Below are 23,539 nucleotides of genomic sequence, written 5' to 3'. Positions count from 1 at the left end.
ATTACTTCTTTTGATGGTTGAGCTGGAAGCTTCAGCGTTGTATACGTTTGTTATACTTCTTGATGTTATCTTAGTCTGGATTAGAACCACGGAGTTCTTCTACTACTTTCATGACTGGTTTGCTACTGAGAATCTCGGTGGGCCGGATTACATGGATTCGGGAAACTGGAGGGCCATTCTCAGGGGCGCTTTAATTCTCGCGGTCCCTGCGGTTCTCGTTATCTGGCTGCTCAATTTCGTGGATGAGGTAATTGGAATCGTAGGTGGGTTTGGAGTAGTGGTTCTTTATCAGATTCTTCTGGGTGCATTGGTCTCCGACGAAATAGAAAAATCAAGGAGGGAGCGGAAAGACGGCTGGCGCTACGGCTGGTATTAGTCCAGCTCGCTCGGGAACTTTATTGCGTCGAACGGGCACGTCTGGTTGCAGACGCCGCAGCCGGTGCAGAGCAGCTCGTCTATCCTGACCTTGTTGGTCTCCGGCTCGTAAACGAGCGCCGGACAGCCGGTCAGGAGTATGCAGGCCTTGCAGCCGGTGCACTTCTCCTCGACGACTATCGGCTTCTCGCCTATCTCGCCGCGCCTTATGACCGGAATGACGCATTCCTGCTTTGCTATTATCACCGCCGGCCCTTCAATCTGCATGGCCTCCTTTATCGCTTCCCTCGTTGCTTTGAGGTCGTAGGGGTCAACTGTCTTGACGTACTTGACGCCCAGAGCCTTGACGAGGGCCTCGATGTCGATCTCGTTGAACTTCCTGCCGGTTTCGCTTCCGCCGGTTCCGGGGTGGGGCTGGTGGCCGGTCATCGCCGTCGTCCTGTTGTCAAGTATCATAACGAGAACGTTCAGGTTCTTGTAGACCGCATCAACCAGCGGCTGGATTCCGTTGTGGAAGAACGTCGAATCGCCGATGGTGGCTATCACCTTCTTGTTCAGCGCCACGCTCTGGCCGTTGGCGAGGCTTATGCTGGCGCCCATCACGTACTCGGTCCAGATGGCTTCGAGCGGCGGGAGTAGTGAGAGGGCGTAGCAGCCTATGTCCCCGTGTATCGGGACGCTGAACCTGCCCAGCTTGAGGTCCCTTAAAGCGTCCAGCGCGGCCCTGTAGGAGCCCCTGTGCGGACAGCCTGGGCACATCACCGGGGGTCTCTTCGGGGCGAGGCTTTCGGCGTATTTGACCTCCTCCGGCTTCTCGTAGGTCTCCCCCTCCTCGCCGATGAGCCTCAGTAGTGCGTTTCTCACAAGGCTCGGAGTGAGCTCGCCCTCGAGCGGGAAGTGGCCGGTTCTCTTGCCGTAGATTGGGACGTTGAGGCCGGCCTCGTAGGCGGCAATCTTGACCTCTTCCTCGAGGAACGGCGCGCCGTCCTCAACCACTATTGCGAAGTCCACGTCCTTGAGGAACTCAACGACGAGCTTCCTCGGAAGAGGATGCGGCGTTGAGAGCTTGAGAACCTTGAAATCACCCTCTATCTTCGGGAGAACCTCGCGCACGTAGTTGTAGGGCGCTCCCTCAACGATGATTCCGATTCTACCGCTCCCCTCGACCCAGTTGAAGGGCATCGAGTTGAACTCCTCCTCTATCTTCGCCAGGGTCTCGTTGAGCCATCTGTGCCTCTTCCTGTTGCCCTCCATGCTCGCGCGCACATACCTCTCGATGTCCTTCTTGAACTTCGGCTCGCGCTCCAGCTCGACGAACTCGCCGACCTCAACGTCGCTCGTCGTGTGGTTCACCCTTGTGGTCGTCCGGAAGATGACCGGAACCTTGTAGCGCTCGCTCAGCTCGTAGGCGTAGATGATTAAATCGTGGGCCTCCTGAGGATCGGCCGGCTCAAGAACCGGCAGAAGGGAGATTTTTCCGTAGTACCTGTCATCCTGCTCGGTCTGGCTGGTGTGTGGCCCTGGATCGTCAGCAACGAGGATTACGAGGCCACCTTCAACGCCGGAATAGGCGAGGCTCATCAGCGGGTCGGCGGCAACGTTGAGGCCAACGCACTTCATCGTGACGAGGGTTCTCAGGCCGGTGTAAGCAACTCCCGCGGCTTCCTCTAATGCCACCTTCTCGTTGGGGGCCCACTCGGCGAATACATCCGGCTTCAGATGGGCTATCGTTTCAATGACCTCGGTTGAGGGCGTTCCGGGGTAGCCGGTGGCGAAGGCGACGCCGCTCTCCAGGGCACCGTAGGCTATCGCCTCGTTCCCCATAAGAAGTTTCCTTTCCCTCTTTTTGGTCTTGGGTTCGGCCGAGTCAGAAGGGTAAGCCTTAACCGCTTCCATATCACCACCGCTCAAACTTGTATCGAAGGGTTAAAACTCTACCTCCAGAAAAACCCCGGGAAAAGCTGAAAAATTTTCGGAAAATCACGGGCGTTTTTTCTCGTTTCTGCTGTAGTGAACCTCGTTGTGCGTCCTGAAGAAGGTCCTCGTCATGGTCTCGGAGCGCCATTCTTTGGGAACCATGAGGAAGAGGGTTCCTATGATGAACGCGACCACCGTGATGGCGCCGGCCACTGGTGCGTAATCGGAGAAGCCCCAGAACATGATGAGAAACGGAACGCTGATGATACCGACCACTATGGATGCGAAGAGCACGGTGAGAATTTTGTATCCGTACCGTTCTATGAACAATCCCATATCCATCCCGATTACCTCCGTTTCCTATCGTCGTAGAAGTACTTGCTGAACACCCTGGCCTGGGCGTCGAGTATTCTCTTGTTCACGAGGCTGCGGACGGCGACAAGGGCCACTATCAGACCCCCAAAGAAGAGGCCGAGGTATTTCAACGCCACGTATGCCCAGATGACGATGATTGCGAACATGCCCAGGATGATCATGCCAAAAATCCCGAGCAGGATTTTGTACCCGTACCTCTCCATGAAGAGGTCGAAATCCACCGGGACCACCGTATGGGTTTTATCTCGTTCAACGTAAAAGCCTTTCGGGAGGCTTAAATACTTCCCCCTGTAACTAGGTACGTGGTGAAGATGAAGGTTCGTGAACTTTTGGAGACCCTGGACGAGACGATAGCGACGGTGAGGATAGCCATCGTTTCCAACCAGCAGAGGGCCTTTGAAAGTCCCCACACCAGCTACGAGTTCACGCAGAGGGCGATTGAGCTCCAGGAGGACCTCGACGATCTCCTGAAAGCCAGGGATGCCCTGGCAAAGCTTGACCCGGAAGACGATGTGGAGAACCACTACTCCCGGGAGGAGCTCGAGGAGTTTTTGAGGCTCCTGGAACTTCTCAGGAAAGCCGATGCGCACGCCTATTGAGGTGGTACCATGAACTTCCAGGAGCTTGAAAAGAGGGTCGTCGCCTTCCGAGACGAGAGGGGCTGGGCTAAGTACCACACGCCAAAGAATCTTGCGATATCCGCCGCTGTAGAGCTGGGCGAACTGCTCGAGCACTTCCAATGGGAGGGCGATGAGGAGATACGCGAGGCCGTGAAGGACCGGGCCAAAAAGGAGGCCATAGCAGACGAGATAGCTGACGTGATGATATACCTAACGCTCCTCGCCCACGAGCTTGGCATAGACCTCGACGAGGCGGTTGAGAGGAAGCTGGAGAAGAATGGGGAGAAGTATCCAATCAGGGACTGAAGGCCTCTCTGAGCTTCTCAACTTCTTCCCTCTTCAGCCTGTTCCTTACCCAGCGCTCCTTCAGGCTCAGGTTCTCGTCCTCCAGGTCCAGAACCGCCTTCCTGACCCCTCCCCGGGGGTGGGCGCAGTCGCCTTCCCAGCGTGGAATCACGTGGAGGTGGATGTGGGGCACCGTCTGCCCAGCGGCCTTTCCGAGGTTCATCCCCACGTTGAAGGCGTCCGGCTTCAGGGTCTCCCTCAGCTTCTCCATCGCCAGCTCCATGCCCCTTATCAGGGCGACCTTTTCTTCCCCACTCAGCTCCCACCAGCTCTCGACGTGCCTCCTCGGAACCACCAGGAGGTGCCCCCTGTTCGCGGGGTAGGAGTCGATTAAAATTCTGATCAGCTCGTCCTCGTAGAGGATTACCTCGGGCCTTGCGCTGCAGAACGGGCACTCCATCGGAAACACCAAAGGCTTAAAACCGGTTCGGAATAAAAAGCCCTCGGTGAGTGCGGTGGACGATACCTTGGAGGTTATGAAGAAAAGCTACCAGAGGTTCCTGGCCGTTGGCCTCGGCCTCATGCTGATCGCGTTCCTCCTGATGATATGGCAGCCGCTGGGCAGAGGGAACTCGCTGATACTGGCGGTGATAGTCTTCCTGGTGGCGTTTCTGCCGCTGGAGTTCGCACGCAGGATAGCGAGAAAGATGGCCCTCGTGGCTCTGAAGGGTGAATAGAAAAGCTTAATTAGACCGCCCGAGAATTACGGGAAGAGTGTAGAGGAGTGACGATAATCCGTTAGAGGTGATGTAAAATGGCGTTTGTACCACCACAGGCAGGCTACGACAGGGCGATTACAGTTTTCAGCCCTGACGGAAGGCTCTTCCAGGTGAACTATGCCCGGGAGGCAGTGAAGAGGGGCGCCACCGCCGTCGGCGTCAAGTGGAAGAACGGTGTCGTCCTCGCGGTGGAGAAGAGGATAACCAGCAAGCTCATCGAGCCGAGCAGCTACGAGAAGATTTTCCAGATCGACGACCACATCGCGGCCGCTCCGAGCGGCATCATAGCCGACGCCCGCGTTCTGGTGGACAGGGCCAGGCTGGAGGCCCAGGTTTACAGGCTTACCTACGGCGAACCCGTTCCGCTCACCGTTCTGGTGAAGAAAATCTGCGACCTCAAGCAGGCCCACACCCAGTACGGCGGTGTGAGGCCCTTCGGTGCCGCCCTGCTCATGGCGGGCGTGAACGACAAGCCTGAGCTCTACGAGACCGATCCGAGCGGGGCCTACTTCGAGTGGAAGGCAGTGGCAATAGGCAGCGGCAGGAACACCGCGATGGCGATCTTCGAGGAGCACTACACCGACGACATAGACATGGGCGGGGCCGTGAAGCTCGCGATAATGGCCCTGGCGAAGACCCTCGAAGAGCCGAGTGCGGATGGAATAGAGGTCGCCTACATAACCACGGACGAGAAGCGCTGGAAGAAGCTCTCCAGGGAGGAGGTCGAGAAGTACCTCTCTGAGATACTGGAAGAGGTCAGGGAAGAGGAAGTCGAGGAGAGGGAAGAGGACTACTCCGAACTCGACCAGAACTACTGAGGTGACGGGCGATGCCCATAAGCGTGGATAAAGCCGTTATCGCCCGTCTGAAGACGCACGGCGAGACGTTCGAGATACTCGTTGACCCGTACCTCGCGAGGGACTTCAAGGAGGGCAGGGACGTCCCGATAGAGGATGTCCTCGCCACCCCCTACGTTTTCAAGGACGCCCACAAGGGCGACAAGGCCAGCGAGCACGAGATGGAGAAGATATTCGGAACCAGCGACCCCTACGAGGTGGCCAAGGTAATCCTCCGCAAGGGAGACGTTCAACTGACGGCCGAGCAGAGGCGGCAGATGATAGAGGACAAGAGGCGCTACATAGCGACGGTAATACACAGGCACGCGGTTGACCCCAGGACGGGTTTTCCCCACCCCGTTGACAGGATTCTCCGGGCGATGGACGAGGCCGGCGTCCACGTTGACCTGTTCAAGGACGCCGAGGCGCAGATTCCAGGGGTCATCAAGGCCATACGGCCGCTCCTCCCGATAAAGATGGAGATGAAGGTCATCGCCGTGAAGGTGCCCGGTGATTACGTCGGAAAGGCCTACGGAGAGGTCAGGAAGTTCGGAAAGATAAAGCGCGAGGAGTGGGGAAGCGACGGCTCGTGGATGTTCCTCATAGAGATTCCGGGAGGAATTGAGGAGGAGTTTTATGAGAAACTTAACGCCCTCACGAGGGGCGAGGCGGTAACTAAACTGATAGAGAGGAAGGGACTATGAGGCGGATTTTTGTAAAGAGTAGGGAACTTGTGGTCCCGGGCACTTTACTCGCCCAGGGGCCGTTTAAGAACGGAAGAGGGACCTTCAGGGAAGGCAACAGGATATACTCCACCGTCGTGGGGCTCGTTGAGATAAGGGGCGACACCATACGTGTTATTCCGCTCGAGGGGCCGTACATACCCGAGGTTGGCGACAACGTCATAGGTAAGATAGTGGACGTCAGGTTCTCCAACTGGACGGTTGACATAGGCGCCCCGTATCAGGCGGGCCTCCGCGTTCAGGATGCCACGGAGGAGCGCATCGACCTCGCAAAGACAGACCTGCGCAGGATATTCGACATAGGGGACATAATCTACGCCAGGATAAAGGCGTACAACGAGATAAACCAGATAGACCTCACCACAAAGGGCATGCCCTTCAGGGGCGGTCCCCTGCGCGGGGGGCAGATAGTGGAGATAACCCCCTCCAAGGTGCCCAGGCTCATAGGTAAGGGCGGTTCGATGATAAACCTCATCAAGAAGCTGACCGGCACGAGGATAATCGTCGGCCAGAACGGCTGGGTGTGGGTCAGCGGAAAGAACGAGGAGCTCGAAAAGCTGGCCATCGATGCCATCCTCAAGGTGAACAGGGAGAGCCACACTCAGGGGCTGACCGACAGGGTCAAGGAGCTTCTCATGACCAGGCTCCGGGAGCTCAAGGAGCGGGGAATTATTGAGGAGATACCGCAGATTGAGGAACCAACCGCTGGAAAGGGTGAGGGAGAATGATGGGCAAGCCCGAGGATTTAAAGCTCATAGATGAGAACGGAAAGAGAGTAGATGGGAGAAAGAAGTATGAATTGAGACCCATTAAGATGGAAGTTGGTGTTCTAAAGAACGCTGATGGCTCCGCCTACGTTGAGTGGGGTAAGAACAAAATCCTGGCCGCGGTTTACGGGCCGAGGGAGATACACCCCAAGCACCTCCAGAGGCCGGACAGGGCCATCCTGCGCGTCCGCTACAACATGGCCCCATTCAGCGTCGAGGAGAGGAAGAAGCCCGGCCCGGACAGGAGAAGCGTTGAGATAAGCAAGGTCATAAGGGGCGCCCTTGAGCCGGCGCTCATACTCGAGATGTTCCCCAGGACCTCCATAGACCTGTTCATTGAGGTTCTCCAGGCCGATGCGGGAACGCGCGTCGCTGGAATAACCGCGGCCTCGCTCGCCCTCGCCGACGCCGGTGTGCCGATGAGGGACCTCGTCGCCGCCTGCGCCGCGGGCAAGATAGAGGGCGAGATAGTGCTCGACCTCAACAAGGACGAGGACAACTACGGTGAGGCCGACGTTCCGGTGGCGATAATGCCGCTCAAGAACGACATCACCCTCCTCCAGATGGACGGGTACCTCACGAAGGATGAGTTCGTCGAGGCCGTGAGGCTCGCCATCAAGGGTGCCAAGGCGGTCTACCAGAAGCAGCGCGAGGCGCTGAAGGTCAAGTATCTCAAAATAGCCGAGGAGGTCGGTGGAGGTGAGTGAAATGGAGATAATGGCGGGCATAATGCGCGACCACATCCTCGCGCTCCTCAAGGAAGGCAAGCGCGTGGACGGCCGCGGCCTTGAGGACTACAGGGACCTCGAAATCAAGGTCAACGTCATCGAGAAGGCCGAGGGCTCCGCATGGGTCAGGCTCGGCAACACCCAGGTTCTCGTGGGCGTTAAAGTGGACATGGGAGAGCCCTTCCCCGACCTCCCTGACAGGGGCGTCATAACGACCAACGTGGAGCTCGTTCCCCTTGCCTCCCCGAGCTTTGAGCCCGGTCCGCCGGACGAGAACGCCATAGAACTCGCCCGTGTGGTTGACAGGGGCATAAGGGAGAGCCAGGCGGTTGAGCTTGAGAAGCTCGTCATTGTTCCGGGCAAGCTCGTCCGCGTCGTTTTCATAGACGTCCACGTCCTCGACCACGACGGCAACCTCCTCGACGCGAGCGGCATCGGCGCGATAGCGGCCCTGCTCAGCACCAGGATGCCTAAGGTGGTCTACAACGAGGAGACCGACGAGGTCGAGGTTCTCGACGAGTACGAGCCCCTCCCGGTCAGGAGGATACCGATACCGGTTACCATGGCCAAGATCGGTCCGAACATCCTCGTTGACCCGAACCTCGATGAGGAGCGCGTCATGGACGGCAGGATAATCATAACCACCGACGAAAACGCCATGATATCCTCCGTCCAGAAGAGTGAGGGCGGTTCGTTCAAGCTCGAGGAGGTCATGTACGCGGTTGACACCGCGATAAAGAAGGCCGCCGAGATAAGGGAGAAGGTTCTTGAGGCCGTTAAGGCCGAGTGACCTTTTCCCCTTTGGTGATTTTTATGGGCCTTGTGGACGCCATCGCAGTGGTCGTGATGGTTCTCTTCACGCTCCAGTTTCTTGCACTGGCGGTTAGGGGCGGCTCAAAAAAGGAGCTCTTCCTGACCCTCGCGCTCTTTTCGATTACTCTCGGCGTCTGGCTCATCTACAACGCCTCCTTCACATGGGGATGGGACTTCTACACCTACGTACCCCTTGCCTTCGCGGTTGCCACCTTTCTCCTGAGCGTTTTTGGACTCTATCGGCTACGCGAGGAGGAAGGACTGGGCGAATTTCAGAAAGAGATATAAACACAAATGCCCAAAATAATCCAGCCTTATGATTAATTGGGGGGAACGGTTATGGGATTGTTTGACAGCCTTAAGAAGAAGGACGAAAAGCCCAAGCCCAAGAAGAGGCCGCCGGCGGCGGTTAAGAAGAGTGTTGCCGCTCCCAGGCATGACATCGATGTCGTTCCTCTTGAGGAGGATGTTATTGCTAAGGAGATAGTCAAGCCCCAGATCAGGTACCTCAAGAAGATCGTCGTCACCAGCTACGCCGACCTTGAGAGAATCTCGGAGGAGCTCCAGAACGGCAACATAGTTCTCGTTGACCTCACCCCGCTCGAGGTCAAACCGGAGGTTCTTGAGAAGGTCGCGGAGCAGCTCAAGGGAATGGTCGGGGCCCTCGGCGGTCAGGCCGCTAAAATATGCAAGCACGAGATAAAGCTCATTCTCGTCCCGTCGGACATCAAGATAGCCAAGTGATTTCCTTTTTGGCCCTTTCTACTTCTGCCTACCATGGATTTATAAAGGGGTCGGCCCCTCTATTCTCCGGTGGTGCGAGATGACGGAAGGTGAGAAACCCAGGGTCGATGTGGGAGAGGCGGATGATATTCAGGTCATCTCTCTTGGGGACTGTCCGATCTGCGGCGGCAAGGGCACGCTCAAGGCCATGCAGTACATCCACGAGATACCCTACTTCGGCAAAGTCATGGAGAGCACGATATTCTGTGAGAAGTGTGGCTACAGGAACGCTGACGTTGTGATGCTGGAGGACAGGCCCCCGAAGCTCTACACTGTTCGCGTTGAGGAGGAGAAGGACCTCTTCACCCGCGTCGTCAGGAGCAAGAGCGGTACAATCGAGCTGGACGAGATTGGTGTCAAGATAGAGCCCGGTCCCGCGGCGGAGGGCTTCGTCAGCAACGTCGAGGGCGTTCTTGAGCGCGTTCGCGAGACCCTCCTCATGGCGAGGGAGTTCCGGAAGCAGGAGGGCGACGAGGAAGCGGTGCGCAGGGCGGACGAAATCCTCGAGTACATCAACGCCGTCAAGGAGGGCAAAAAACCGCTCACCGTGAAGATTATGGACCCCCTCGGCAACAGCGCCCTCGTCGGTGAGAAGGTGAAGAGCCGCCTCCTGACGCAGGAGGAAATCGAGGGCCTCAGCCTTGGCCCTTACGTCACGGTCGAGCCCGGGGCTGGGGAGGACGCCCCAGAGGAGAGCCCCGAAGGCGGCTCTTAGAGATAGACCGCCTCCCTCGACAGGAGGTCCTCGATAAGATCCTTTACCCACTCCTTTCGGCTTTTTCTTGAGAGGTGGATTATGCCCTCAACCTGGACCCCGTAGCGCTCCCGCATCTCCTCCCTGCTCATGGGCTCCCTGAAGAGGAACGGCCTCTCTATCGTGAAGGCGTAGCCGTACCCTTTGATGTACTCTCCAAGCCAGCGCTTTCCGTTTTCCCCGTGAACCAGGGTTAAACCGCTGGTATCCTTCGTCATCTCCCACAGCGTGTCCAGGTCTGCCCTTATAACCTCCCCGACCTCGAAGCCCCCCGCTATGGTGCCCCTTTTTGTCAGGGTCTGCTCCTCGTGGAGGCCGAGCCTTCTCAGCGTATCCCTGAGCTCGTAGGGGTTTCCCCTCGCCACGTAGAGGAAAACGAGGTCACCCTCACCGAAGGCCTTCGACTTTCTAAGCTCTACCGTTTTCAGTCCCCGGAATATCAGCTCCGCGTAGACCTGGTGGAGCGCTATCACGTGCTCCATGGTCTCACCGCCCGTTCTTGGGAAGAAAGCTTAAAAGGTTTGGGCAGGGATTACTCTTTGGTGAAGTTAATGGAGGTCATGCGACGGATGGGCCTTCGGAAGGATTATGCTCCCTTTGTCGTTATTCTGTTCTGCTCCTCAATCGCGGCTTATCTAAGGGGAATGGACTTTCTCGGAACCTTCTTGCTGACGCTGGGCTTTGTGCTGTTCTCCCTTTCGGTGGAGAGATCCCTTGTTATACTGGATGGCGGTGAATACAGGCTCTCGGCTAGAAAGAGGGGCTCCGTCTATGAGGTGAGGGTGCTGAGGGACGGTTCACCTCTGTGGAGCGGAAAGGTTCTCGATTACGTCGAGGTTGGCGAGCTGGCCCTGGATGCAAGAAGTGACGGGGTGACGGTGGTCTTCAGGGAGAAAGAGGTGGGGAAGCTCCCCTAAACCTTCAGTGCCGCCTTCACGATGTCACTTACCACGCCGCTCGCCGTCTCCTTCAATCCAGCCCCGGCCCCCTTGATAACCAGCTCGCCGAGCAGGTCGGTCCTTATTACTGCGGCGTTCTCGTGGCTCTCAACTGCGAGGGGGCTTCCGAGCGGTACCTCCCGCGGCTCGACGACGACCTTTCCATTCTCCACGGCGGCAACGAGCCTTATCGTCCTTCCGCGCTCCCGGGCCCTCCTCACCTCCCCCGATGTGACCTCCGCTATTCCCTTAGCGGTTATATCGTCAAATGTTATCGGGTGGAATGCGAGGCAGTGGAGTATCGTTGCCTTGTAGCCCGCGTCGATTCCCAGGACATCACCGCTTGGGTCTCTTTCGGCTATTCCGAGCCTTTGGGCGGTTTTTAGGGCCCTCTCGAAGTCCTGCCCCATCTCCATCTGGCTCAGAATGAAGGTCGTGGTGGCGTTTAGAACCGCCTCCATGCCCTCAATTGAGTCCGCCAGGATGCCCTCGTGCAGGAGGGTGATGATTGGCGTGCCCGCCATCACGGTGGCCTCGAAGAGGTACGGAAGGTCCCTTTTCTTGGCTTCCTCTGTGAGGTCTGCGTAGTGAAAGGCCAGGGGCGGTTTGTTGCTGGTGACGACGGCTTTCCCGTCCTTCAACGTCGCCAGATGCCACTCGTGGGCGTTTTTATCGTTGGTCACGTCCACGATTACCTCGGCGTCTATTTCCCTCACGGCCTCCTTTGGTGTGAGGCTGTAAACCTCGTAGTCATTGGTCCAGGAGGAGAGCCTCCCGAAGTTCTCCTTTACCATGAGCGCCTCCTCGAGGTCTATACCCTCGGGAAGCCACACCACCCCACTCGTGTCCGCCACGCTCACGACCCTGAACTTCAGCCGGTACTTCTCGCGGAAGAACGCCCCCTTGCTGAGGAGAACGCGCGCGACTGCCCGTCCAACGTTCCCAAAACCGAAGAGCGCTAGCTTAACCTCTCTCACAAACATCACCGTAAGAAGGGGAGAAAAGGGGCTTAAATCCCTTTCACTTGTTGAGGATTACCTTTATGATGTCCATGTCCCTGACGATGCCGACGAGCTCGCCCTCGCCCCGGATGACGGGCAGCTGCTCTATCTCGTACTTGACCATCTTCTGGGCTACGTCGTAGACGCTCATGTGAGGTGTCGCAACGACCAGCTCGCGGTTCATTATGTCCTCAACGGGCTTCTTCGGCAGCTGGAGCTCGGCCTTCTCGAAGAGGAGCGTCGGGTTGCTCTCGAGTATCCAGTCCTCCTCGCTCGAGGCGGAGAGGGCGGTGCTCTTCATGACGCGGATAACCTCGCTGTCTTTGAGGATGTCCGTCTCGTCCACCATTCCGATCAGGTTGCCTTCGTCGTCGATGACCGGGATGGCCATGGCGTTGCACAGGAGGAGGGCCTTGAGGGCGGCCTTGAGCGGCGTTCCCCTCCAGACGACGCCCACGTTCTTCTGGTAGTAGTCCTCTATCGTCACGTTCTTCAGCTTCTCGTTCTTGGCGAGGTACCTGCGCACTATGTCGCCGACCGTTAGAACGCCTATGACCCTGTTCTCCTCATCAACGACGACGACACGCCTGTAGTCCATCTCCAGCATGGCCCTGACGGCCTTTTTGAGGTCGTCGTTGGGCTTGACTGTCGGCACGTCCCTCTTAACCAGCATTGCGAGCTGCTCCTCATCAGGGTGAAGCAGAACCCGTTTTATACTTATGATCCCGACGAGGGCCTTGGTGTTCTTGTTGATTACAGGGAATGACCTTACCTTATGCTTCCTGAAGAGATCGAGGGCGTATTCCCTCGTGGCTGGAAGCTCCACAACCACCGGCTCCGAAGTCATCAAAGTCTTCACACGCATTTCCTTCACCACCGCTTTAAGTTAAAGCGCCCTCCTCCTATTTTAAGCTTTTCATTCAAAAATTGACAAAAAGTGGAGGGCATCAGCCCGCCAGAACTGCGAGGAAAACACCCGCGGCAACGGCGGTTCCGATAACGCCGGCAACGTTCGGCCCCATGGCGTGCATGAGGATGAAGTTGCCCGGGTCCTCCTCGCTGGCTATCCTCTGGACGACGCGGGCACTCATCGGGACCGCCGAAACACCGGCCGCTCCTATCATCGGGTTTATCCTTCCGCCTGAAATCTTCATCATGAGCTTTCCGAAGAGCACACCGCCGGCGGTGGCGCTGGCGAAGGCGACCACTCCGAGTCCGAGGATCATCAGTGTCTGGGCCGTGAGGAAGCTGCCGGCTCTCATAGTCGAACCGACGCCAAGGCCGAGGAAGATGGTGACGATGTTCATGAGCTCCTCCTGGGCAGCTTTGCTGAGCCTCTCGACAACGCCGCTCTCGCGGAAGAGGTTGCCTATCATGAGCATTCCAACGAGCGGGGCAGCGCTGGGGACAAGGAGGCCGATGACGATCATGCTGATTATCGGGAAGATTATCTTCTCCCTCTTGGACACGGGCCTGAGCTGCTCCATTCTGATTCTTCTTTCCTCCTTGCTAGTGAGGGCCCTGATGATCGGCGGCTGAATCAGCGGAACGAGGCTCATGTAGCTGTAAGCGGCGACCGCCGTCGCTCCAAGTATCTCGGGCGCGAGCTTCGTGGTGAGGTATATCGTCGTCGGCCCATCGGCGCCACCAATGATACCGATGCTGGCCGCCTGGTGGAGGTTGAAGCCGAGGGCCAGGGCTGTGAGCATCGCTATGAACACACCTATCTGCGCCGCCGCCCCCATGAGAGCCGTCTTGGGGTCGGCTATCATCGGCCCGAAGTCGGTCATGGCTCCGAGGCCGAAGAATATCAGGAGCGGCACTATCTCCGTCCTGATGAGCGTGTAGTAGATTATGTCAAAGATACCCGGAGGGCCGTACTGCTGGTTGAGGTAGCTCAGCGTTGCGAAGATGTTGTCGGCTATGTGCTCTGGCAGGTTCGGGGCTATGGGCCAGTTGGCCAGGTGGCCGAGCGGGATGTTCACCAGCACGGCGCTTATGCCTATCGGGAGGAGCAGGAGGGGCTCCATCTCGTACCTGATGGCCAGGTAGACGAGGGCCAGCCCGACCATTATCATGACGATGTTGCCCCACGTCAGGTTTAGCAGGCCCATTCCCTGGAAGAACGCTATTATCTGCTCTACGATCCCTGTCATGGCCCTCACCCGAGTTCTATGAGTGCTTGTCCGGTGTCTACGGTGTCGCCTTCTTTGATGAGGATTTTCTTGACCACGCCATCCTTCGGCGCTGGAATTTCGTTCTCCATTTTCATTGCTTCGAGCACGAGGAGTCCTTGACCCGTCTTAACCTGCTCACCCTCCTTCACGAGTATCCTGAGGATCTTGCCCGGCATTGGGGCCGTCACAACACCCTCCCCAGCCGGAGCGGGAGCCGGCGCCGCCGGCGCAACCGGAGCCAGAGCAGGGGCGGCCGCGGGGGCTGGAGTGCTCGGGGCACTCGGGGCGCTCGAGGTGGGAACCGTGCTCAGAGCACCCACGTCGATTCCGAGTCCCTTCGCCTCAACGGTGTACTCCTTGTCCTCAAAGGCGACCTTAAAGCGGCCGCCTCCGAGTTCCTCAACCTCGACCTCGTACTCAACACCATCGACGATGACCTTAACCTTCGCCATCTTCACCACTTCCCAATTTCATAGTTGAAGTCCTCAACTTCCTCCATGCTCGACTGAACGCCGTACAGGCGCCAGGCGTCTGAAACCTTCCTCCTGAATGGCAGGGGTCTGAGCTGGGCGGCCTTCTCGGCGGTGTACGCGAGAACCGCGGCGGTTATAACCGCGAGGTCCCTCGGCGGTATGGCGGGCTTCTCCTCCTCGGCCGCGGGGGTCGGTGCGGGGGCGGCGGGTGCCCCTGCGGATGTCTCTTTCTCGACGAGCTTTCTCTCGCTCCAGCCCACGAAGTAGAGGACGACCGCCAGTATGCTGAGCACCATGAAGACTATTGTAACGCCCAGCACCGTCAGGTTCAGGCCCTCCATGAACTCGCTCATTACTACCATGCTAACACCTCACAGCGGTATGTTGCCGTGCTTCTTCGGCGGCAGCTTGACGCGCTTGCTCTCGAGGGCCTCGAGTGCGAGGATTATCTTTGCCCTCGTCTCGGCTGGATCGATAACGTCGTCTATGTAGCCCCTCGCGGCGGCGACGTACGGGTTGGCGAAGCGCTCCCTGTACTCGGCTATCTTCTGCTGCCTCACTTCCTCCGGGTTCTCTGCTGCGGCAATCTCCTTCCTGAAGATGATGTTGGCCGCTCCCTCTGGACCCATGACCGCTATCTCTGCGGTGGGCCAGGCGAAGACGAAGTCGGCTCCAAGGTGCTTGCTCCCCATGGCGAGGTAGGCACCGCCGTAGGCCTTCCTCAGGATGACCGTGACCATCGGAACCGTTGCCTCGGAGTAGGCGTAGAGGACCTTTGCACCGTGCCTGATGATTCCACCGTACTCCTGCTGGGTTCCCGGGAGGTAGCCCGGAACGTCAACGAGGGTGACTATCGGGATGTTGAAGGCGTCGCAGGTTCTAACAAATCTGGCAATCTTGTCGGAGCTGTCTATGTCGAGAACGCCGGCGAAGTGTATCGGGTTGTTGGCGACTATACCGACGGTCTGGCCGTTCATCCTTCCGAAGCCGACGACCGCGTTCGGTGCGAAGTAGGGCAGTATCTCCAGGAAGTCTGGGTTGCCGTTCTCGTCCCTGTCAACTATCTCGTAGATTACCTGCCTCACGTCGTAGCCCTTGTTCGGGTCGTCCGGGACTATGGAGTAGAGGTTCTCGGTCTTCCTGAAGGGCAGGTCGTTCGTCTTGACGCGCGGCGGCTTCTCCATGTTGTTGGAGGGCAGATAACCCACGAGGCGCCTTATTAAAGCCAGAACCTCCTCGTCGCTCTTGCCCACGAGGTGGGCCTGTCCGGCGCGCTGGGCGTGGACCATGGCACCGCCGAGCTGTATCGGGGTTACCTCGACGCCGGTAACGGCTTTAACGACCTGCGGGCCGGTGATGAACATGAAGCTCGCGGGGTTGTCAACCATGAGGATAAAGTCTCCTATCGCCGGGCTGTAAACGGCTCCACCGGCGCAGGGTCCCATGATGGCTGTGATCTGCGGAACAACACCGCTGAGAATCGTGTTCATCTTGAAGATATCACCGTAGCCCTTGAGCGAATCAACGCCCTCCTGGATTCTGGCACCGCCGGAGTCGTTGAGGCCTATAACCGGCGCACCGGCTTCAAGGGCCAGCTCCATGACGCGCTTTATCTTGGCCGCGTGCATCTCACCGAGCGAGCCGCCCATGACGGTGAAATCCTGGGCGAACACGAAAACGAGCCTTCCGTCGATGGTTCCGTAGCCGGTTATGACACCATCGGCGGGCAGCTCCTTCTTATCGAGGCCAAACTCGGTTCCACGGTGCCTGACGAAGGCCCCTATCTCGACGAAGCTTCCCGGGTCCAGGAGCTTCTCAATCCTCTCACGGGCGGTCAGCTTGCCCTTGGCGTGCTGCTTTTCAACGCCTTTTTCACCGCCCATCTCAAGAACCTTCCTCTTCCTCTCATACAGCTCGTTGACCTTCTCTTCCATACTCATGAGAACTCCCCCTGGGTGGCTTGATGCCTGGCACTTGTAGTTTGTAAAGTTTAAAAGGGTTTTCAAAACCGTTAGGCCTTCCAAAGAAGAAATGTGTACAATCGTACAAAAATTGGGTGAAAAAAGGTTCAGAGGTGCTGTATCGGCGTCTCGGCACCGCACGCTTCACACTTGAGGAAGTGGAAGCGGCCCTTCTTGATGATCTTGGTGTCCGGCGAACCGCAGACGGGACAGATGACGTAGTCCCTGAGGTACTTCTTCATCTTGTTCGCTATGAGGTACGGTGTGAAGCGTCCCTGGAGGATTACGCGTCTTCCTTCGAGCGTTCCAGCGGTGGCCACCTCGCGCAGGATGAACTTGAGCAGGTGGTTCGGGTCGCGGTTCATGGCCTCGGCTATGTCGACGAAGTTCTCGATTATAGTCCTGTTTCCGGCTATGGTGACCTGTGCTGGCGGAACCTCGAAACGGGAAGTGTGATGTTTGACGTTCTCGGGGAGCTCCTCGTAAGCCTTATCGAGTAAACCTTCGAAATCGTAAAAGTCAACCTTCTTTTCGCTCATGCTCTCACCTCCATCTTAACTATCCGAAGGCGTTTATAACCTTTTGGAAAAATGGATAAGAATCAGAGGACGCGGTAGAACCCTGCCCGCGGCTCGTATATCCTGGCATCGCGCTTGAGGTCGTTCAGGAGCTTCCTCACGTCGTTCTCCGAACCTATGCCGGCCTGCTTCGCCGCCTCGAGCACCTTGTCCTCCGGCGCCCCGAACTCTCCCTCGCTCTCAAGGTTCTTTATGATGTCCATGAGCCTGTCGATCTTGTTTATCTTCTTGGAGCTCTTGCCAACCTCGAGTATCGAGATATCGAGCGTTCCCTCCTCGTCGGTGGCTATCTTTCGTATCATTTCCTCGATTATCTTTATCGCGGCCTTGGCGTCCTCCCTCGTCACGGTCTCGCTCAGCCTCATCCTCGCGTGGGCCTCGCTGAGACGTATGAGGGCCTCCAGCTGCCTCGCCGTAACCGGAATCGGCTGAACGCCCTCCTCCTCGCCAGAGCGCTTGAAGCCCTTTCTCATCCTGACATAGTAGCGCTTTATCTCATCCATCGCCTCCCTGCTGAGAACGGGGTGGACGTTCTTCCTCGCGTAGGCTATGTACTTCTTGAGCAGGTCGTAGGGTATCTTCGGCGTCACTACCTCGGCCTCTCCCCTGCGGACCTTGAGGATGTGCTCGGCTATGCTCGCGTCGACCTTCTCGTCGGGCTCATCGAGGAGCAGGAAGATTAGATCGAAACGGCTCAGAAGTGTGGGCGGAAGGTCGAGCTGCTCGGGGAGGCTCTTGTGGCGGTTGAACCTGCCGTACTTGGGGTTCGCGGCGGCGATAACCGTCGTTCTGGAGTTCAGGGTCGCGGTGATGCCTGCCTTGGAGATACTTACACTTTGTTGCTCGAGTGCCTCGTGAATGGCACTTCTGTCACGATCACTCATCTTATCAAACTCATCAATTAACGCTATTCCACCATCGGCTAACACAAGGACACCAGCTTCCAGAACCCACGAGCCGGTGAATTCGTCCCGGACTGCTGCGGCAGTGTTGTGAACGACGAAGCCGTTGGCTATGAAGCTGTGGGAACCCTCCACCGTAAGGTCGTAGACGTGGTCGTAGGGTGACTCTATTCTTTTAACTTTCCGAACTCTCTCCCAGAGAATATCTGATGTGGCAAGTGTTTTCAGGACTCCAAGTTTAGTTTTAATCTCCTCTTCCCTAGCGCAGTGCTCGCTGAGGAGCCACGAGAGTTGGGAGTACAGCGACTTATTCCTGCCCTCTAGTAGCTTTGCCACCCTAACCAACAATCTAAACTTGAGCTTGTGTGGTCTCTTTCTGAGGAACAGTTCGTAGAACTCCTTGTACTCCATCCCTAGTTCCTCGGGCTTCAACGCTTTTCCTATCTTGGTTCTCATATCCTCTGGGACGGCAACGGGCGATTCTTCCAGCTTGGCCTTTGAAAGATTCCCCACAACACTGAGGAGGGCTTTCCTTGATATTGGCTTTCCTTTCTCCACGAGTGCCCCAAAGTTTGACCCATAGACCTGCTCAATGCTCAGGCCGTAGAATGCTCTAATCTCCCGTATCAGCATTCCAACACCCGGTATTACGTCCACGTTGGTGTCGTGCTTCTGGCCCCTCATCTTCTCCACAAGGGCGTCGAGCTTTCTCGCCTTCTCTGGATGTTCAAAGCCGATCTTCGCTGCAAACTTTAGAACGTTCTCACCGTAGATTTTGAGCTCCCACCTGTCGTGCCTCGACGTTATCTCCCTGTCTCTAAACGTTGAGGTATAACCCGCCCTCTTCCGCCGCCTCAGGTGCGAGATTATTCCGAACCGGAGCAAGGTAAGCTGAAGCTTTCTGGCGAGTTTCTCGCTGGTCGTGTCGAACTCAACATATGAAGAGCCTCTCTCCCGTATAACAACAGTGCCATCGCAGTCAAACAGGCCCCTTATGTATGAAGCCAGCACTCTCTCTGGAGACATGAAGAGTTCATTTGGAAGGTCGAGCTTATCTGACTTGGGGGATAGGGGAACTCCTAGTTTCTCCAACAGGTGTGCAACAACCTTTGAGTGGAAGCGAAGCGATGGAACTCTGTCTTTCATCCGCTCAGTAACCTCTACACCAAAGAGTTCCTTTGCAAGCTCTGCAAACTTTCGCCTCATCTCGGGATTCTTGTTGGAGAACCTTATGGCCACCCCCCAGCCGGCTTTAGAAACGCTGCCATCGCCTGCAACGAGCCCAACGAAGTATGCCAGCCTCTCGTCGAGGTATTTCGGAAGTTTCAGCTTCGTTCCCGCTTGAAGCGAGACAGTCTCAACGTTTATTTCGCCTAAGCCATGTCCGGTTAGTTCAACGAGCGTGCGAAGATGCTTCATTCTTATGTTGCCCCTGGCTTTTGGGTTTGTCCAGTTGTAATAAAGCATGCCCTCGCTAATGCCGAGTCTCTTTGCGAGTTCCCTTTTGCTAATGTGGAGCTCTTTGAGGGCCTCTTCGATGAGTCCCTTGACTTGATCTTTGATTTCATATACAATGAGGTCATCGAGGTCTTTGAGAAGTTCTAGAATTGGAACCCCCCTTTCCTCGACGGTTAATTTTCTGAGGGTTGCAACATAGTCCCCTTCGCTAAGGCTCTTGGCTTCTTTCCATATCGGTTCTCCGTTCTGAATCGTTAAGAGCTTCGTTTCAGGGGTTAACGTTAGCTCCTTGCCCGTTATTGTTCTAACCTTTACAAGCTCTTTGGGGGCTTTGAGTCTCCAAACCCTGCTCAATGGTGCATTCTTTATTTTTCCATCTTCAGCGGATAGGCTTTCACCGAGATATGGAGAATATTCGATACCCTGAGAGTACTGGATTGAACCAATGTCTTTTACCCAATTCTCAGTGAACGTACCGATTTCGTGGACCCCACCATTGGAAACCACAAGCGAGTCTGGGGCAACGCAGAGTCCTGCGGCTGAACTACTCTTACCGCTCGTATAAATCGCCCTCGGCGCTAAATTGGCAACGTAGCGGAGAAGTTGACTCTTCGCTACTCCCGGATCTCCAACGAGCAGAACGTGGCTCTCCCCCCTGAGCTTCGTCCCATCCGGGAGCGTTCTCTGCACGCCGCCGAAGAGAGCGAGCGCTATGCCCTTCTTAACCGTTCTGTGGCCCCAGATGGCCGGGGCGATTGAGTCCACTATCGCGTCAACGATGTCCTTTCTCCTGGCCAGCTCGCGTATCTTCTGCTCGTCCTCCGGGGAAATCTCGAGCTCCTCTATCTCCTTGCTGAGCTGCTCGATGTGATTGACTTCCAGGACTTTCTTAAATATCGGTCTCTTGTCCTTCTGCTCCAGGATGACACGGAGGATTCCGGTGACTAAAACGCGGTCGCCCGGCAGGGCGGTATCCACCAGGTCGTCGAGGAGTATTGCATCAACGAACCTGGGCATCTGGCCGCCCTTGAGGCTCTCGGGCCTGTCCTGAAGGCGGAAGCTCTGGAAGTTTATGAAGCGGCTCTTCTCGACGTCGAGGTCAACGTTCCTTGAGCCGCAGGCGTCGCACTTGGCGGGCTTGACGATGTTGTCGTAGGGCCTCTGAAGCCTGACCATCTCGTTGCCGCAGTCCTTACAGACAAATACAGCCTTCTCGACGAATGGTTTGACCTCGCTCACACGTGTGATGATTCCGTCAACCTGAATGAGCCTGTTTATGTGCTCGCTTCCAAGCTCCTTGACGAGGAGCGTCTTGGGGAGGTTGTAGAACCTCGCATGGGCGGCAAACTCCTCCTTCTTCTCGATGGGGGGTTCCCTCAGGACTATCTGAATGGCATCCTCTGCGGCCAGAATACTTTCCTCGGGGTTTTCTATCAGCTCCGCCGCCAGTTCCGGGTCGAACGAGTTAAGGTGGGTCCAGTCTATCTCCAGAGATCGCTTGGGGCTCACCGTGAGCAGGTCCTTCAGCTTGTTGAGGTAGACCTCCTTACCCTCGTCATCTACGTACTCCCTCAGAAAGCGCGCGTACCTCTCTATCATGTCCTCCCTGTCCATCACTCCTCACCGAGCCATTCGTTCCGTATCTTCGACAGCTGCAGGTATATCCTCCTCTCCTCCGGCGACAGGCGGGAGAGGAGTTCCAGGCTGTTGGGCCTCAGCCGCACCGCCTCGAGTATCTTTCTGAATCGTATCTGCTTGAGGTGCTCAAGCTTCTTCTTCAGGTTGGCCAGTTTGGTCAGCTTGATGTTTATGGTCTCTATGCTCTCGCCCGCGTTCAGCCTCACGTAGTTCTCGAGATAGTACATGTAGAACTCCGCCCTCTCATACAGCCCGGCCGGGAGGGACGTGAGGGGCTCGCTCTCCCTCTCCTCGGCTATGGCCCTGTCTATCTCTCCGATTACCTTATCGGTCTCGTCTATAACCTCAACCACCTTCGCCTCCCAGAGCTCCTTTGCCTTCCAATCCTCAACGAGCACGACGTCTCCGGCGCTCCAGTCCCCGAAGGGGCGGAGGATTTTAACGGGTATCACTGCCCTCCCCGTGAACATGACATCACCCTCTCGAATATACCCCTACCCCCAAATGCTCTTAAAGTTTGCCGAGATATGGATAAGCCTATAAGCCCCGCCGCCCTATTCCAGCGCAGGTGAGAGCATGCTGATAGGTATAATGAGCGATACCCATGACAACCTCCCGGCAATCGCGAAGGCGGTCGAGCTGTTCAACGGAAGGAACGTTGAGCTGGTTATCCACGCAGGGGACTACGTCGCCCCGTTCGTTGCCAGGGAGCTCAAGAAGCTCAGGGCGCCGCTCAGGGGTGTTTTTGGCAACAACGACGGCGAAAGGAAAGGCCTCTATGAGGCGCTGGGCATCTACGATGAGATACTGGAAATCGAGGCAGACGGAATGAAGATAGCCGTGACACACGGCACCGACGAGCGCGTCGTCCGCGCGCTTGCCAGGAGCAGGCTATACGACGTTGTCATAGTCGGCCACACCCACCGCTACGAGATACGCGAGGAAGGACGAACCATACTCGTCAACCCCGGCGAGGTCTGCGGCTACGTCACCGGGGTGAAGAGCGTCGCCCTGCTCGACACCCGGAAGAGGGAGGTGCAGATAGTCAACCTCGACACCGGGGAGCTCCTTGGGGCAATGAGCCTCTAGCAAGTGTCTGAAGAGCGTCTCTAACTAACACCGCTGAGGGACTGCCGGGCTTCCTGTCTCTCGATTTTTGCCCTTGAATCAGCAGAAACTAACCGGCGATGGGTATGGATGATATACTGATTCCTAAGGAAAGGCGCGACGCGGTCGTGTTGATAGGGGTGGATCGGTCGGGGAGCGTTGAATTCATCAAGGTCTACGCGGTCAGCGAGGAGAGGGCAAAGGAAACGCTTGAGGAGTTCTTCAGCGCGAAGGGTCTGTTCCCCAGCGACTACCGCCTCGTGAGCAGGGGCGCTGAAGAAACCGGGGGGAAGGCGGCGATAACAACGAGGAGTGAGTCCTCCCTGGGCGCGTCCCTCTCGAGGCTCGGCCTTCGCCTTCTCTCGAATGGTGTGCTGTACCTTGAGGGCGTCGATAGGGTTTACCAGTTCACCCTGGTGAGCGAGGACCTCTACCGCAGGATAACCTCCGAGAAAGCGAGAGAACAGAGCCCGGAATTTGAACCGCCGGCGATACTGCCGGAGGACGTCCTCTCCCTCGGCCTGGATACGCTCGTGGAGAACCTGCGTGGGATCGAGCTGGGTGAACTCCTGCCGGAGGGCGCGCTTCTTCTGCGGGAACCTCCAGTCGACAGGGTCGCCGAGATTCTGGCGGATGCGAGGGATTACCCGGTTGTGGTCGAGACGAAGGACGCCGGGAAATACTGGTTCCTCGATTTTCCCGTCGTACTCAGGCTCCCCCCGCTCTCGCCGGATGAGTTCGCCGCCGAGCTGTCTGCGATGCTCGGCTTCGAGGTCGGCGCGGGATACTTCCTTGACTACCCTCCGGAGAAGCTCGGCCTGAGGAACGTGAAGGCCATCGCGCGCCTCGTCCGGGTGCTCGTGGAGAAGATGGGTCTGGGGGAGAGGGAGGCTCTGGCCCTCGCGGTTCGGCTCAACCTCGGAGAGCCTTGAAGTATCGAATCACCGCTTCCCTGAACCGGGGGTTGTTTTTCCCGAGGGCCGCGTTTATCAGTCCCCTGAGCTTTTCGTCCTCCGCGATGTACACAAGCAGAAGCCCCCGGTCCGGGCTAAGTTCGCTGAGAAACCCCGTTTCTTTCAGCAGAGCATCTCTGCTCTCGGTGGTTTTTTCAAGCTCCACTATCCTTTCGAGGTACGGTTCAACTTTCTTTCTCCTCTCCTCAAACTCCAGCCAGTCTATCGCCAGCCTCTCCCCGGGGGATATGTGGCGTCCGGGACTTTCCATATATGGTCCCAGAGCGTCCCCGAGCTTCGAGCCCAGCATCTTTCTCCGGAACAGTTCCAGGGCCCTGTAATCGTTTTGAAGGCGCTTTTTGTCCACGAGGTCGAGGGAGTCGTAGAGGGCTATCCCGGTGAGGTAGCAGAGGGCGGCGAAGGGAACCTTTGGGAGGGTGATGCGGTTCCGCGTTACCCTGACGAATTCTCCGTGTCTTCTTTCGGACCCCTCCAGGAGCATTCCCAGGGGATAGCTCAGGCTCTTGATGCAGAACTCAAGTTCGTCCATACTCACACCGGCCTAAAGTTAGTCCCAG

30 protein-coding genes are annotated in these 23,539 nt (G+C 57.1%); 15 read left to right on the top strand and 15 right to left on the bottom strand.

Annotation, left to right across the window (positions count from 1 at the left end; translation table 11 throughout):
- Positions 1-13 precede the first annotated feature (13 nt).
- Positions 14-376 (top strand): hypothetical protein, encoded by a 363-nt coding sequence (locus GQS_RS05180; protein ID WP_148236367.1) that lies wholly within the window; start codon positions 14-16, stop codon positions 374-376.
- On the opposite strand, the gene iorA is transcribed toward GQS_RS05180, so the two are convergent.
- The 3 genes from iorA to GQS_RS05165 form a co-directional block, all read right to left on the bottom strand.
- Positions 373-2,271 (bottom strand): indolepyruvate ferredoxin oxidoreductase subunit alpha, encoded by a 1,899-nt coding sequence (gene iorA / locus GQS_RS05175; protein ID WP_014012616.1) that lies wholly within the window; start codon positions 2,269-2,271, stop codon positions 373-375. The two genes, GQS_RS05180 and iorA, sit on opposite strands and share 4 nt — an antisense overlap.
- Positions 2,272-2,355: 84 nt before the next feature.
- Entirely contained in the window at positions 2,356-2,634 is a 279-nt protein-coding gene (locus tag GQS_RS05170) for a hypothetical protein (RefSeq protein WP_014012615.1), read from the bottom strand.
- A gap of 5 nt (positions 2,635-2,639) precedes the next feature.
- Positions 2,640-2,897 (bottom strand): hypothetical protein, encoded by a 258-nt coding sequence (locus tag GQS_RS05165; protein ID WP_238515827.1) that lies wholly within the window; start codon positions 2,895-2,897, stop codon positions 2,640-2,642.
- Positions 2,898-2,978: 81 nt separating this feature from the next.
- Here GQS_RS05165 and GQS_RS05160 point away from each other — a divergent pair, with 81 nt between their 5' ends.
- The gene (locus GQS_RS05160) at positions 2,979-3,266 is read left to right on the top strand and encodes a hypothetical protein (protein WP_014012613.1); all 288 of its coding nucleotides are present in this window, start codon (positions 2,979-2,981) and stop codon (positions 3,264-3,266) included.
- A 9-nt stretch (positions 3,267-3,275) separates the two neighbouring features.
- Positions 3,276-3,593, top strand: coding sequence for a nucleotide pyrophosphohydrolase (locus tag GQS_RS05155; protein WP_014012612.1), 318 nt, complete (start codon positions 3,276-3,278; stop codon positions 3,591-3,593).
- Here the strand turns inward: GQS_RS05155 and GQS_RS05150 are convergent.
- Positions 3,583-4,032: an HIT family protein gene (locus GQS_RS05150; protein ID WP_014012611.1), complete on the bottom strand. Its 450-nt coding sequence runs from the start codon at positions 4,030-4,032 to the stop codon at positions 3,583-3,585. The two genes, GQS_RS05155 and GQS_RS05150, sit on opposite strands and share 11 nt — an antisense overlap.
- Positions 4,033-4,078: 46 nt before the next feature.
- Between GQS_RS05150 and GQS_RS05145 the strand changes: the two genes are divergently transcribed.
- The 9 genes from GQS_RS05145 (at position 4,079) to GQS_RS05105 (ending at position 9,736) form a co-directional block, all read left to right on the top strand.
- A complete protein-coding gene (locus GQS_RS05145) occupies positions 4,079-4,309 on the top strand; it encodes a hypothetical protein (protein WP_238515825.1) in 231 nt (76 codons plus the stop codon).
- A 77-nt stretch (positions 4,310-4,386) separates the two neighbouring features.
- Positions 4,387-5,169: an archaeal proteasome endopeptidase complex subunit alpha gene (psmA, locus tag GQS_RS05140; protein ID WP_014012609.1), complete on the top strand. Its 783-nt coding sequence runs from the start codon at positions 4,387-4,389 to the stop codon at positions 5,167-5,169.
- 11 nt (positions 5,170-5,180) lie between these two features.
- Positions 5,181-5,891: a ribosome assembly factor SBDS gene (locus GQS_RS05135; protein WP_014012608.1), complete on the top strand. Its 711-nt coding sequence runs from the start codon at positions 5,181-5,183 to the stop codon at positions 5,889-5,891.
- Positions 5,888-6,658 carry an exosome complex RNA-binding protein Rrp4 gene (gene rrp4 / locus GQS_RS05130; RefSeq protein WP_014012607.1) on the top strand — a complete coding sequence of 257 codons (771 nt, stop codon included), beginning with the start codon at positions 5,888-5,890 and terminating at the stop codon, positions 6,656-6,658. Before GQS_RS05135 ends, rrp4 begins: the two co-directional genes overlap by 4 nt.
- Positions 6,655-7,404 carry an exosome complex exonuclease Rrp41 gene (rrp41, locus tag GQS_RS05125; protein WP_014012606.1) on the top strand — a complete coding sequence of 250 codons (750 nt, stop codon included), beginning with the start codon at positions 6,655-6,657 and terminating at the stop codon, positions 7,402-7,404. The genes rrp4 and rrp41 overlap by 4 nt, the downstream gene beginning before the upstream one ends.
- Position 7,405: 1 nt before the next feature.
- Positions 7,406-8,215 carry an exosome complex protein Rrp42 gene (rrp42, locus tag GQS_RS05120; RefSeq protein WP_014012605.1) on the top strand — a complete coding sequence of 270 codons (810 nt, stop codon included), beginning with the start codon at positions 7,406-7,408 and terminating at the stop codon, positions 8,213-8,215.
- A gap of 23 nt (positions 8,216-8,238) precedes the next feature.
- Positions 8,239-8,526, top strand: coding sequence for a hypothetical protein (locus GQS_RS05115; RefSeq protein ID WP_014012604.1), 288 nt, complete (start codon positions 8,239-8,241; stop codon positions 8,524-8,526).
- Between the two features lie 51 nt (positions 8,527-8,577).
- Positions 8,578-8,982: a cell division protein SepF gene (locus tag GQS_RS05110; RefSeq protein WP_014012603.1), complete on the top strand. Its 405-nt coding sequence runs from the start codon at positions 8,578-8,580 to the stop codon at positions 8,980-8,982.
- Positions 8,983-9,061: 79 nt separating this feature from the next.
- A complete protein-coding gene (locus GQS_RS05105) occupies positions 9,062-9,736 on the top strand; it encodes a ZPR1 zinc finger domain-containing protein (protein WP_014012602.1) in 675 nt (224 codons plus the stop codon).
- Here the strand turns inward: GQS_RS05105 and GQS_RS05100 are convergent.
- The gene (locus GQS_RS05100) at positions 9,733-10,257 is read right to left on the bottom strand and encodes an ASCH domain-containing protein (protein ID WP_014012601.1); all 525 of its coding nucleotides are present in this window, start codon (positions 10,255-10,257) and stop codon (positions 9,733-9,735) included. The two genes, GQS_RS05105 and GQS_RS05100, sit on opposite strands and share 4 nt — an antisense overlap.
- A gap of 60 nt (positions 10,258-10,317) precedes the next feature.
- Here GQS_RS05100 and GQS_RS05095 point away from each other — a divergent pair, with 60 nt between their 5' ends.
- Complete coding sequence (locus tag GQS_RS05095) at positions 10,318-10,692, top strand: hypothetical protein (RefSeq protein WP_148236366.1); 375 nt, start codon at positions 10,318-10,320, stop codon at positions 10,690-10,692.
- Here GQS_RS05095 and GQS_RS05090 read toward each other — a convergent pair.
- The 9 genes from GQS_RS05090 to GQS_RS05050 form a co-directional block, all read right to left on the bottom strand.
- Positions 10,689-11,690 carry a homoserine dehydrogenase gene (locus tag GQS_RS05090; protein ID WP_014012599.1) on the bottom strand — a complete coding sequence of 334 codons (1,002 nt, stop codon included), beginning with the start codon at positions 11,688-11,690 and terminating at the stop codon, positions 10,689-10,691. The genes GQS_RS05095 and GQS_RS05090 overlap by 4 nt on opposite strands.
- A gap of 43 nt (positions 11,691-11,733) precedes the next feature.
- Positions 11,734-12,579, bottom strand: a complete 846-nt coding sequence (locus GQS_RS05085) for a CBS domain-containing protein (RefSeq protein ID WP_014012598.1) — start codon at positions 12,577-12,579, stop codon at positions 11,734-11,736.
- An 82-nt stretch (positions 12,580-12,661) separates the two neighbouring features.
- Positions 12,662-13,870 (bottom strand): sodium ion-translocating decarboxylase subunit beta, encoded by a 1,209-nt coding sequence (locus GQS_RS05080; protein WP_014012597.1) that lies wholly within the window; start codon positions 13,868-13,870, stop codon positions 12,662-12,664.
- A gap of 5 nt (positions 13,871-13,875) precedes the next feature.
- A complete protein-coding gene (locus tag GQS_RS05075) occupies positions 13,876-14,343 on the bottom strand; it encodes an acetyl-CoA carboxylase biotin carboxyl carrier protein subunit (RefSeq protein WP_014012596.1) in 468 nt (155 codons plus the stop codon).
- Between the two features lie 2 nt (positions 14,344-14,345).
- A complete protein-coding gene (locus GQS_RS05070) occupies positions 14,346-14,717 on the bottom strand; it encodes an OadG family protein (RefSeq protein ID WP_014012595.1) in 372 nt (123 codons plus the stop codon).
- Positions 14,718-14,735: 18 nt separating this feature from the next.
- Positions 14,736-16,304, bottom strand: a complete 1,569-nt coding sequence (locus GQS_RS05065) for a carboxyl transferase domain-containing protein (RefSeq protein WP_014012594.1) — start codon at positions 16,302-16,304, stop codon at positions 14,736-14,738.
- Positions 16,305-16,432: 128 nt separating this feature from the next.
- A complete protein-coding gene (locus GQS_RS05060; RefSeq protein ID WP_014012593.1) occupies positions 16,433-16,864 on the bottom strand; it encodes a translation initiation factor IF-2 subunit beta in 432 nt (143 codons plus the stop codon).
- A 62-nt stretch (positions 16,865-16,926) separates the two neighbouring features.
- Positions 16,927-20,877 (bottom strand): LAGLIDADG family homing endonuclease, encoded by a 3,951-nt coding sequence (locus tag GQS_RS10825; RefSeq protein ID WP_014012592.1) that lies wholly within the window; start codon positions 20,875-20,877, stop codon positions 16,927-16,929.
- Positions 20,877-21,371, bottom strand: a complete 495-nt coding sequence (locus GQS_RS05050; RefSeq protein ID WP_014012591.1) for a hypothetical protein — start codon at positions 21,369-21,371, stop codon at positions 20,877-20,879. Before GQS_RS05050 ends, GQS_RS10825 begins: the two co-directional genes overlap by 1 nt.
- A gap of 106 nt (positions 21,372-21,477) precedes the next feature.
- Here GQS_RS05050 and GQS_RS05045 point away from each other — a divergent pair, with 106 nt between their 5' ends.
- Entirely contained in the window at positions 21,478-21,990 is a 513-nt protein-coding gene (locus GQS_RS05045) for a metallophosphoesterase (protein ID WP_014012590.1), read from the top strand.
- A gap of 104 nt (positions 21,991-22,094) precedes the next feature.
- Positions 22,095-22,940, top strand: coding sequence for a hypothetical protein (locus tag GQS_RS05040; RefSeq protein WP_014012589.1), 846 nt, complete (start codon positions 22,095-22,097; stop codon positions 22,938-22,940).
- Here the strand turns inward: GQS_RS05040 and GQS_RS05035 are convergent.
- The gene (locus tag GQS_RS05035; RefSeq protein WP_014012588.1) at positions 22,921-23,511 is read right to left on the bottom strand and encodes a hypothetical protein; all 591 of its coding nucleotides are present in this window, start codon (positions 23,509-23,511) and stop codon (positions 22,921-22,923) included. The genes GQS_RS05040 and GQS_RS05035 overlap by 20 nt on opposite strands.
- Between the last annotated feature and the right edge of the window lie 28 nt (positions 23,512-23,539).

Origin of the sequence: Thermococcus sp. 4557, assembly GCF_000221185.1 — an archaeon.
In the GTDB taxonomy this organism is placed as follows: Archaea; Methanobacteriota_B; Thermococci; order Thermococcales; family Thermococcaceae; genus Thermococcus.
Note: the sequence above shows the minus strand (reverse complement) of the source record. Positions and strands in the feature narration are given on the sequence as shown.

Coding starts and splice junctions, on each gene's coding strand:
- GQS_RS05040 (WP_014012589.1), top strand. CDS start 22,095: ATGGATGATATACTGATTCCTAAGGAAAGGCGCGACGCGGTCGTGTTG.
- GQS_RS05160 (WP_014012613.1), top strand. CDS start 2,979: ATGAAGGTTCGTGAACTTTTGGAGACCCTGGACGAGACGATAGCGACG.
- GQS_RS10825 (WP_014012592.1), bottom strand. CDS start 20,877: ATGGACAGGGAGGACATGATAGAGAGGTACGCGCGCTTTCTGAGGGAG.
- GQS_RS05045 (WP_014012590.1), top strand. CDS start 21,478: ATGCTGATAGGTATAATGAGCGATACCCATGACAACCTCCCGGCAATC.
- GQS_RS05075 (WP_014012596.1), bottom strand. CDS start 14,343: ATGGCGAAGGTTAAGGTCATCGTCGATGGTGTTGAGTACGAGGTCGAG.
- GQS_RS05085 (WP_014012598.1), bottom strand. CDS start 12,579: ATGCGTGTGAAGACTTTGATGACTTCGGAGCCGGTGGTTGTGGAGCTT.
- rrp41 (WP_014012606.1), top strand. CDS start 6,655: ATGATGGGCAAGCCCGAGGATTTAAAGCTCATAGATGAGAACGGAAAG.
- GQS_RS05060 (WP_014012593.1), bottom strand. CDS start 16,864: ATGAGCGAAAAGAAGGTTGACTTTTACGATTTCGAAGGTTTACTCGAT.
- GQS_RS05070 (WP_014012595.1), bottom strand. CDS start 14,717: ATGAGCGAGTTCATGGAGGGCCTGAACCTGACGGTGCTGGGCGTTACA.
- GQS_RS05050 (WP_014012591.1), bottom strand. CDS start 21,371: ATGTTCACGGGGAGGGCAGTGATACCCGTTAAAATCCTCCGCCCCTTC.
- GQS_RS05035 (WP_014012588.1), bottom strand. CDS start 23,511: ATGGACGAACTTGAGTTCTGCATCAAGAGCCTGAGCTATCCCCTGGGA.
- rrp4 (WP_014012607.1), top strand. CDS start 5,888: ATGAGGCGGATTTTTGTAAAGAGTAGGGAACTTGTGGTCCCGGGCACT.
- GQS_RS05100 (WP_014012601.1), bottom strand. CDS start 10,257: ATGGAGCACGTGATAGCGCTCCACCAGGTCTACGCGGAGCTGATATTC.
- GQS_RS05180 (WP_148236367.1), top strand. CDS start 14: ATGGTTGAGCTGGAAGCTTCAGCGTTGTATACGTTTGTTATACTTCTT.
- GQS_RS05080 (WP_014012597.1), bottom strand. CDS start 13,870: ATGACAGGGATCGTAGAGCAGATAATAGCGTTCTTCCAGGGAATGGGC.
- GQS_RS05170 (WP_014012615.1), bottom strand. CDS start 2,634: ATGGATATGGGATTGTTCATAGAACGGTACGGATACAAAATTCTCACC.
- rrp42 (WP_014012605.1), top strand. CDS start 7,406: ATGGAGATAATGGCGGGCATAATGCGCGACCACATCCTCGCGCTCCTC.
- GQS_RS05155 (WP_014012612.1), top strand. CDS start 3,276: ATGAACTTCCAGGAGCTTGAAAAGAGGGTCGTCGCCTTCCGAGACGAG.
- GQS_RS05150 (WP_014012611.1), bottom strand. CDS start 4,032: ATGGAGTGCCCGTTCTGCAGCGCAAGGCCCGAGGTAATCCTCTACGAG.
- GQS_RS05110 (WP_014012603.1), top strand. CDS start 8,578: ATGGGATTGTTTGACAGCCTTAAGAAGAAGGACGAAAAGCCCAAGCCC.
- psmA (WP_014012609.1), top strand. CDS start 4,387: ATGGCGTTTGTACCACCACAGGCAGGCTACGACAGGGCGATTACAGTT.
- GQS_RS05115 (WP_014012604.1), top strand. CDS start 8,239: ATGGGCCTTGTGGACGCCATCGCAGTGGTCGTGATGGTTCTCTTCACG.
- GQS_RS05065 (WP_014012594.1), bottom strand. CDS start 16,304: ATGAGTATGGAAGAGAAGGTCAACGAGCTGTATGAGAGGAAGAGGAAG.
- GQS_RS05135 (WP_014012608.1), top strand. CDS start 5,181: ATGCCCATAAGCGTGGATAAAGCCGTTATCGCCCGTCTGAAGACGCAC.
- iorA (WP_014012616.1), bottom strand. CDS start 2,271: ATGGAAGCGGTTAAGGCTTACCCTTCTGACTCGGCCGAACCCAAGACC.
- GQS_RS05105 (WP_014012602.1), top strand. CDS start 9,062: ATGACGGAAGGTGAGAAACCCAGGGTCGATGTGGGAGAGGCGGATGAT.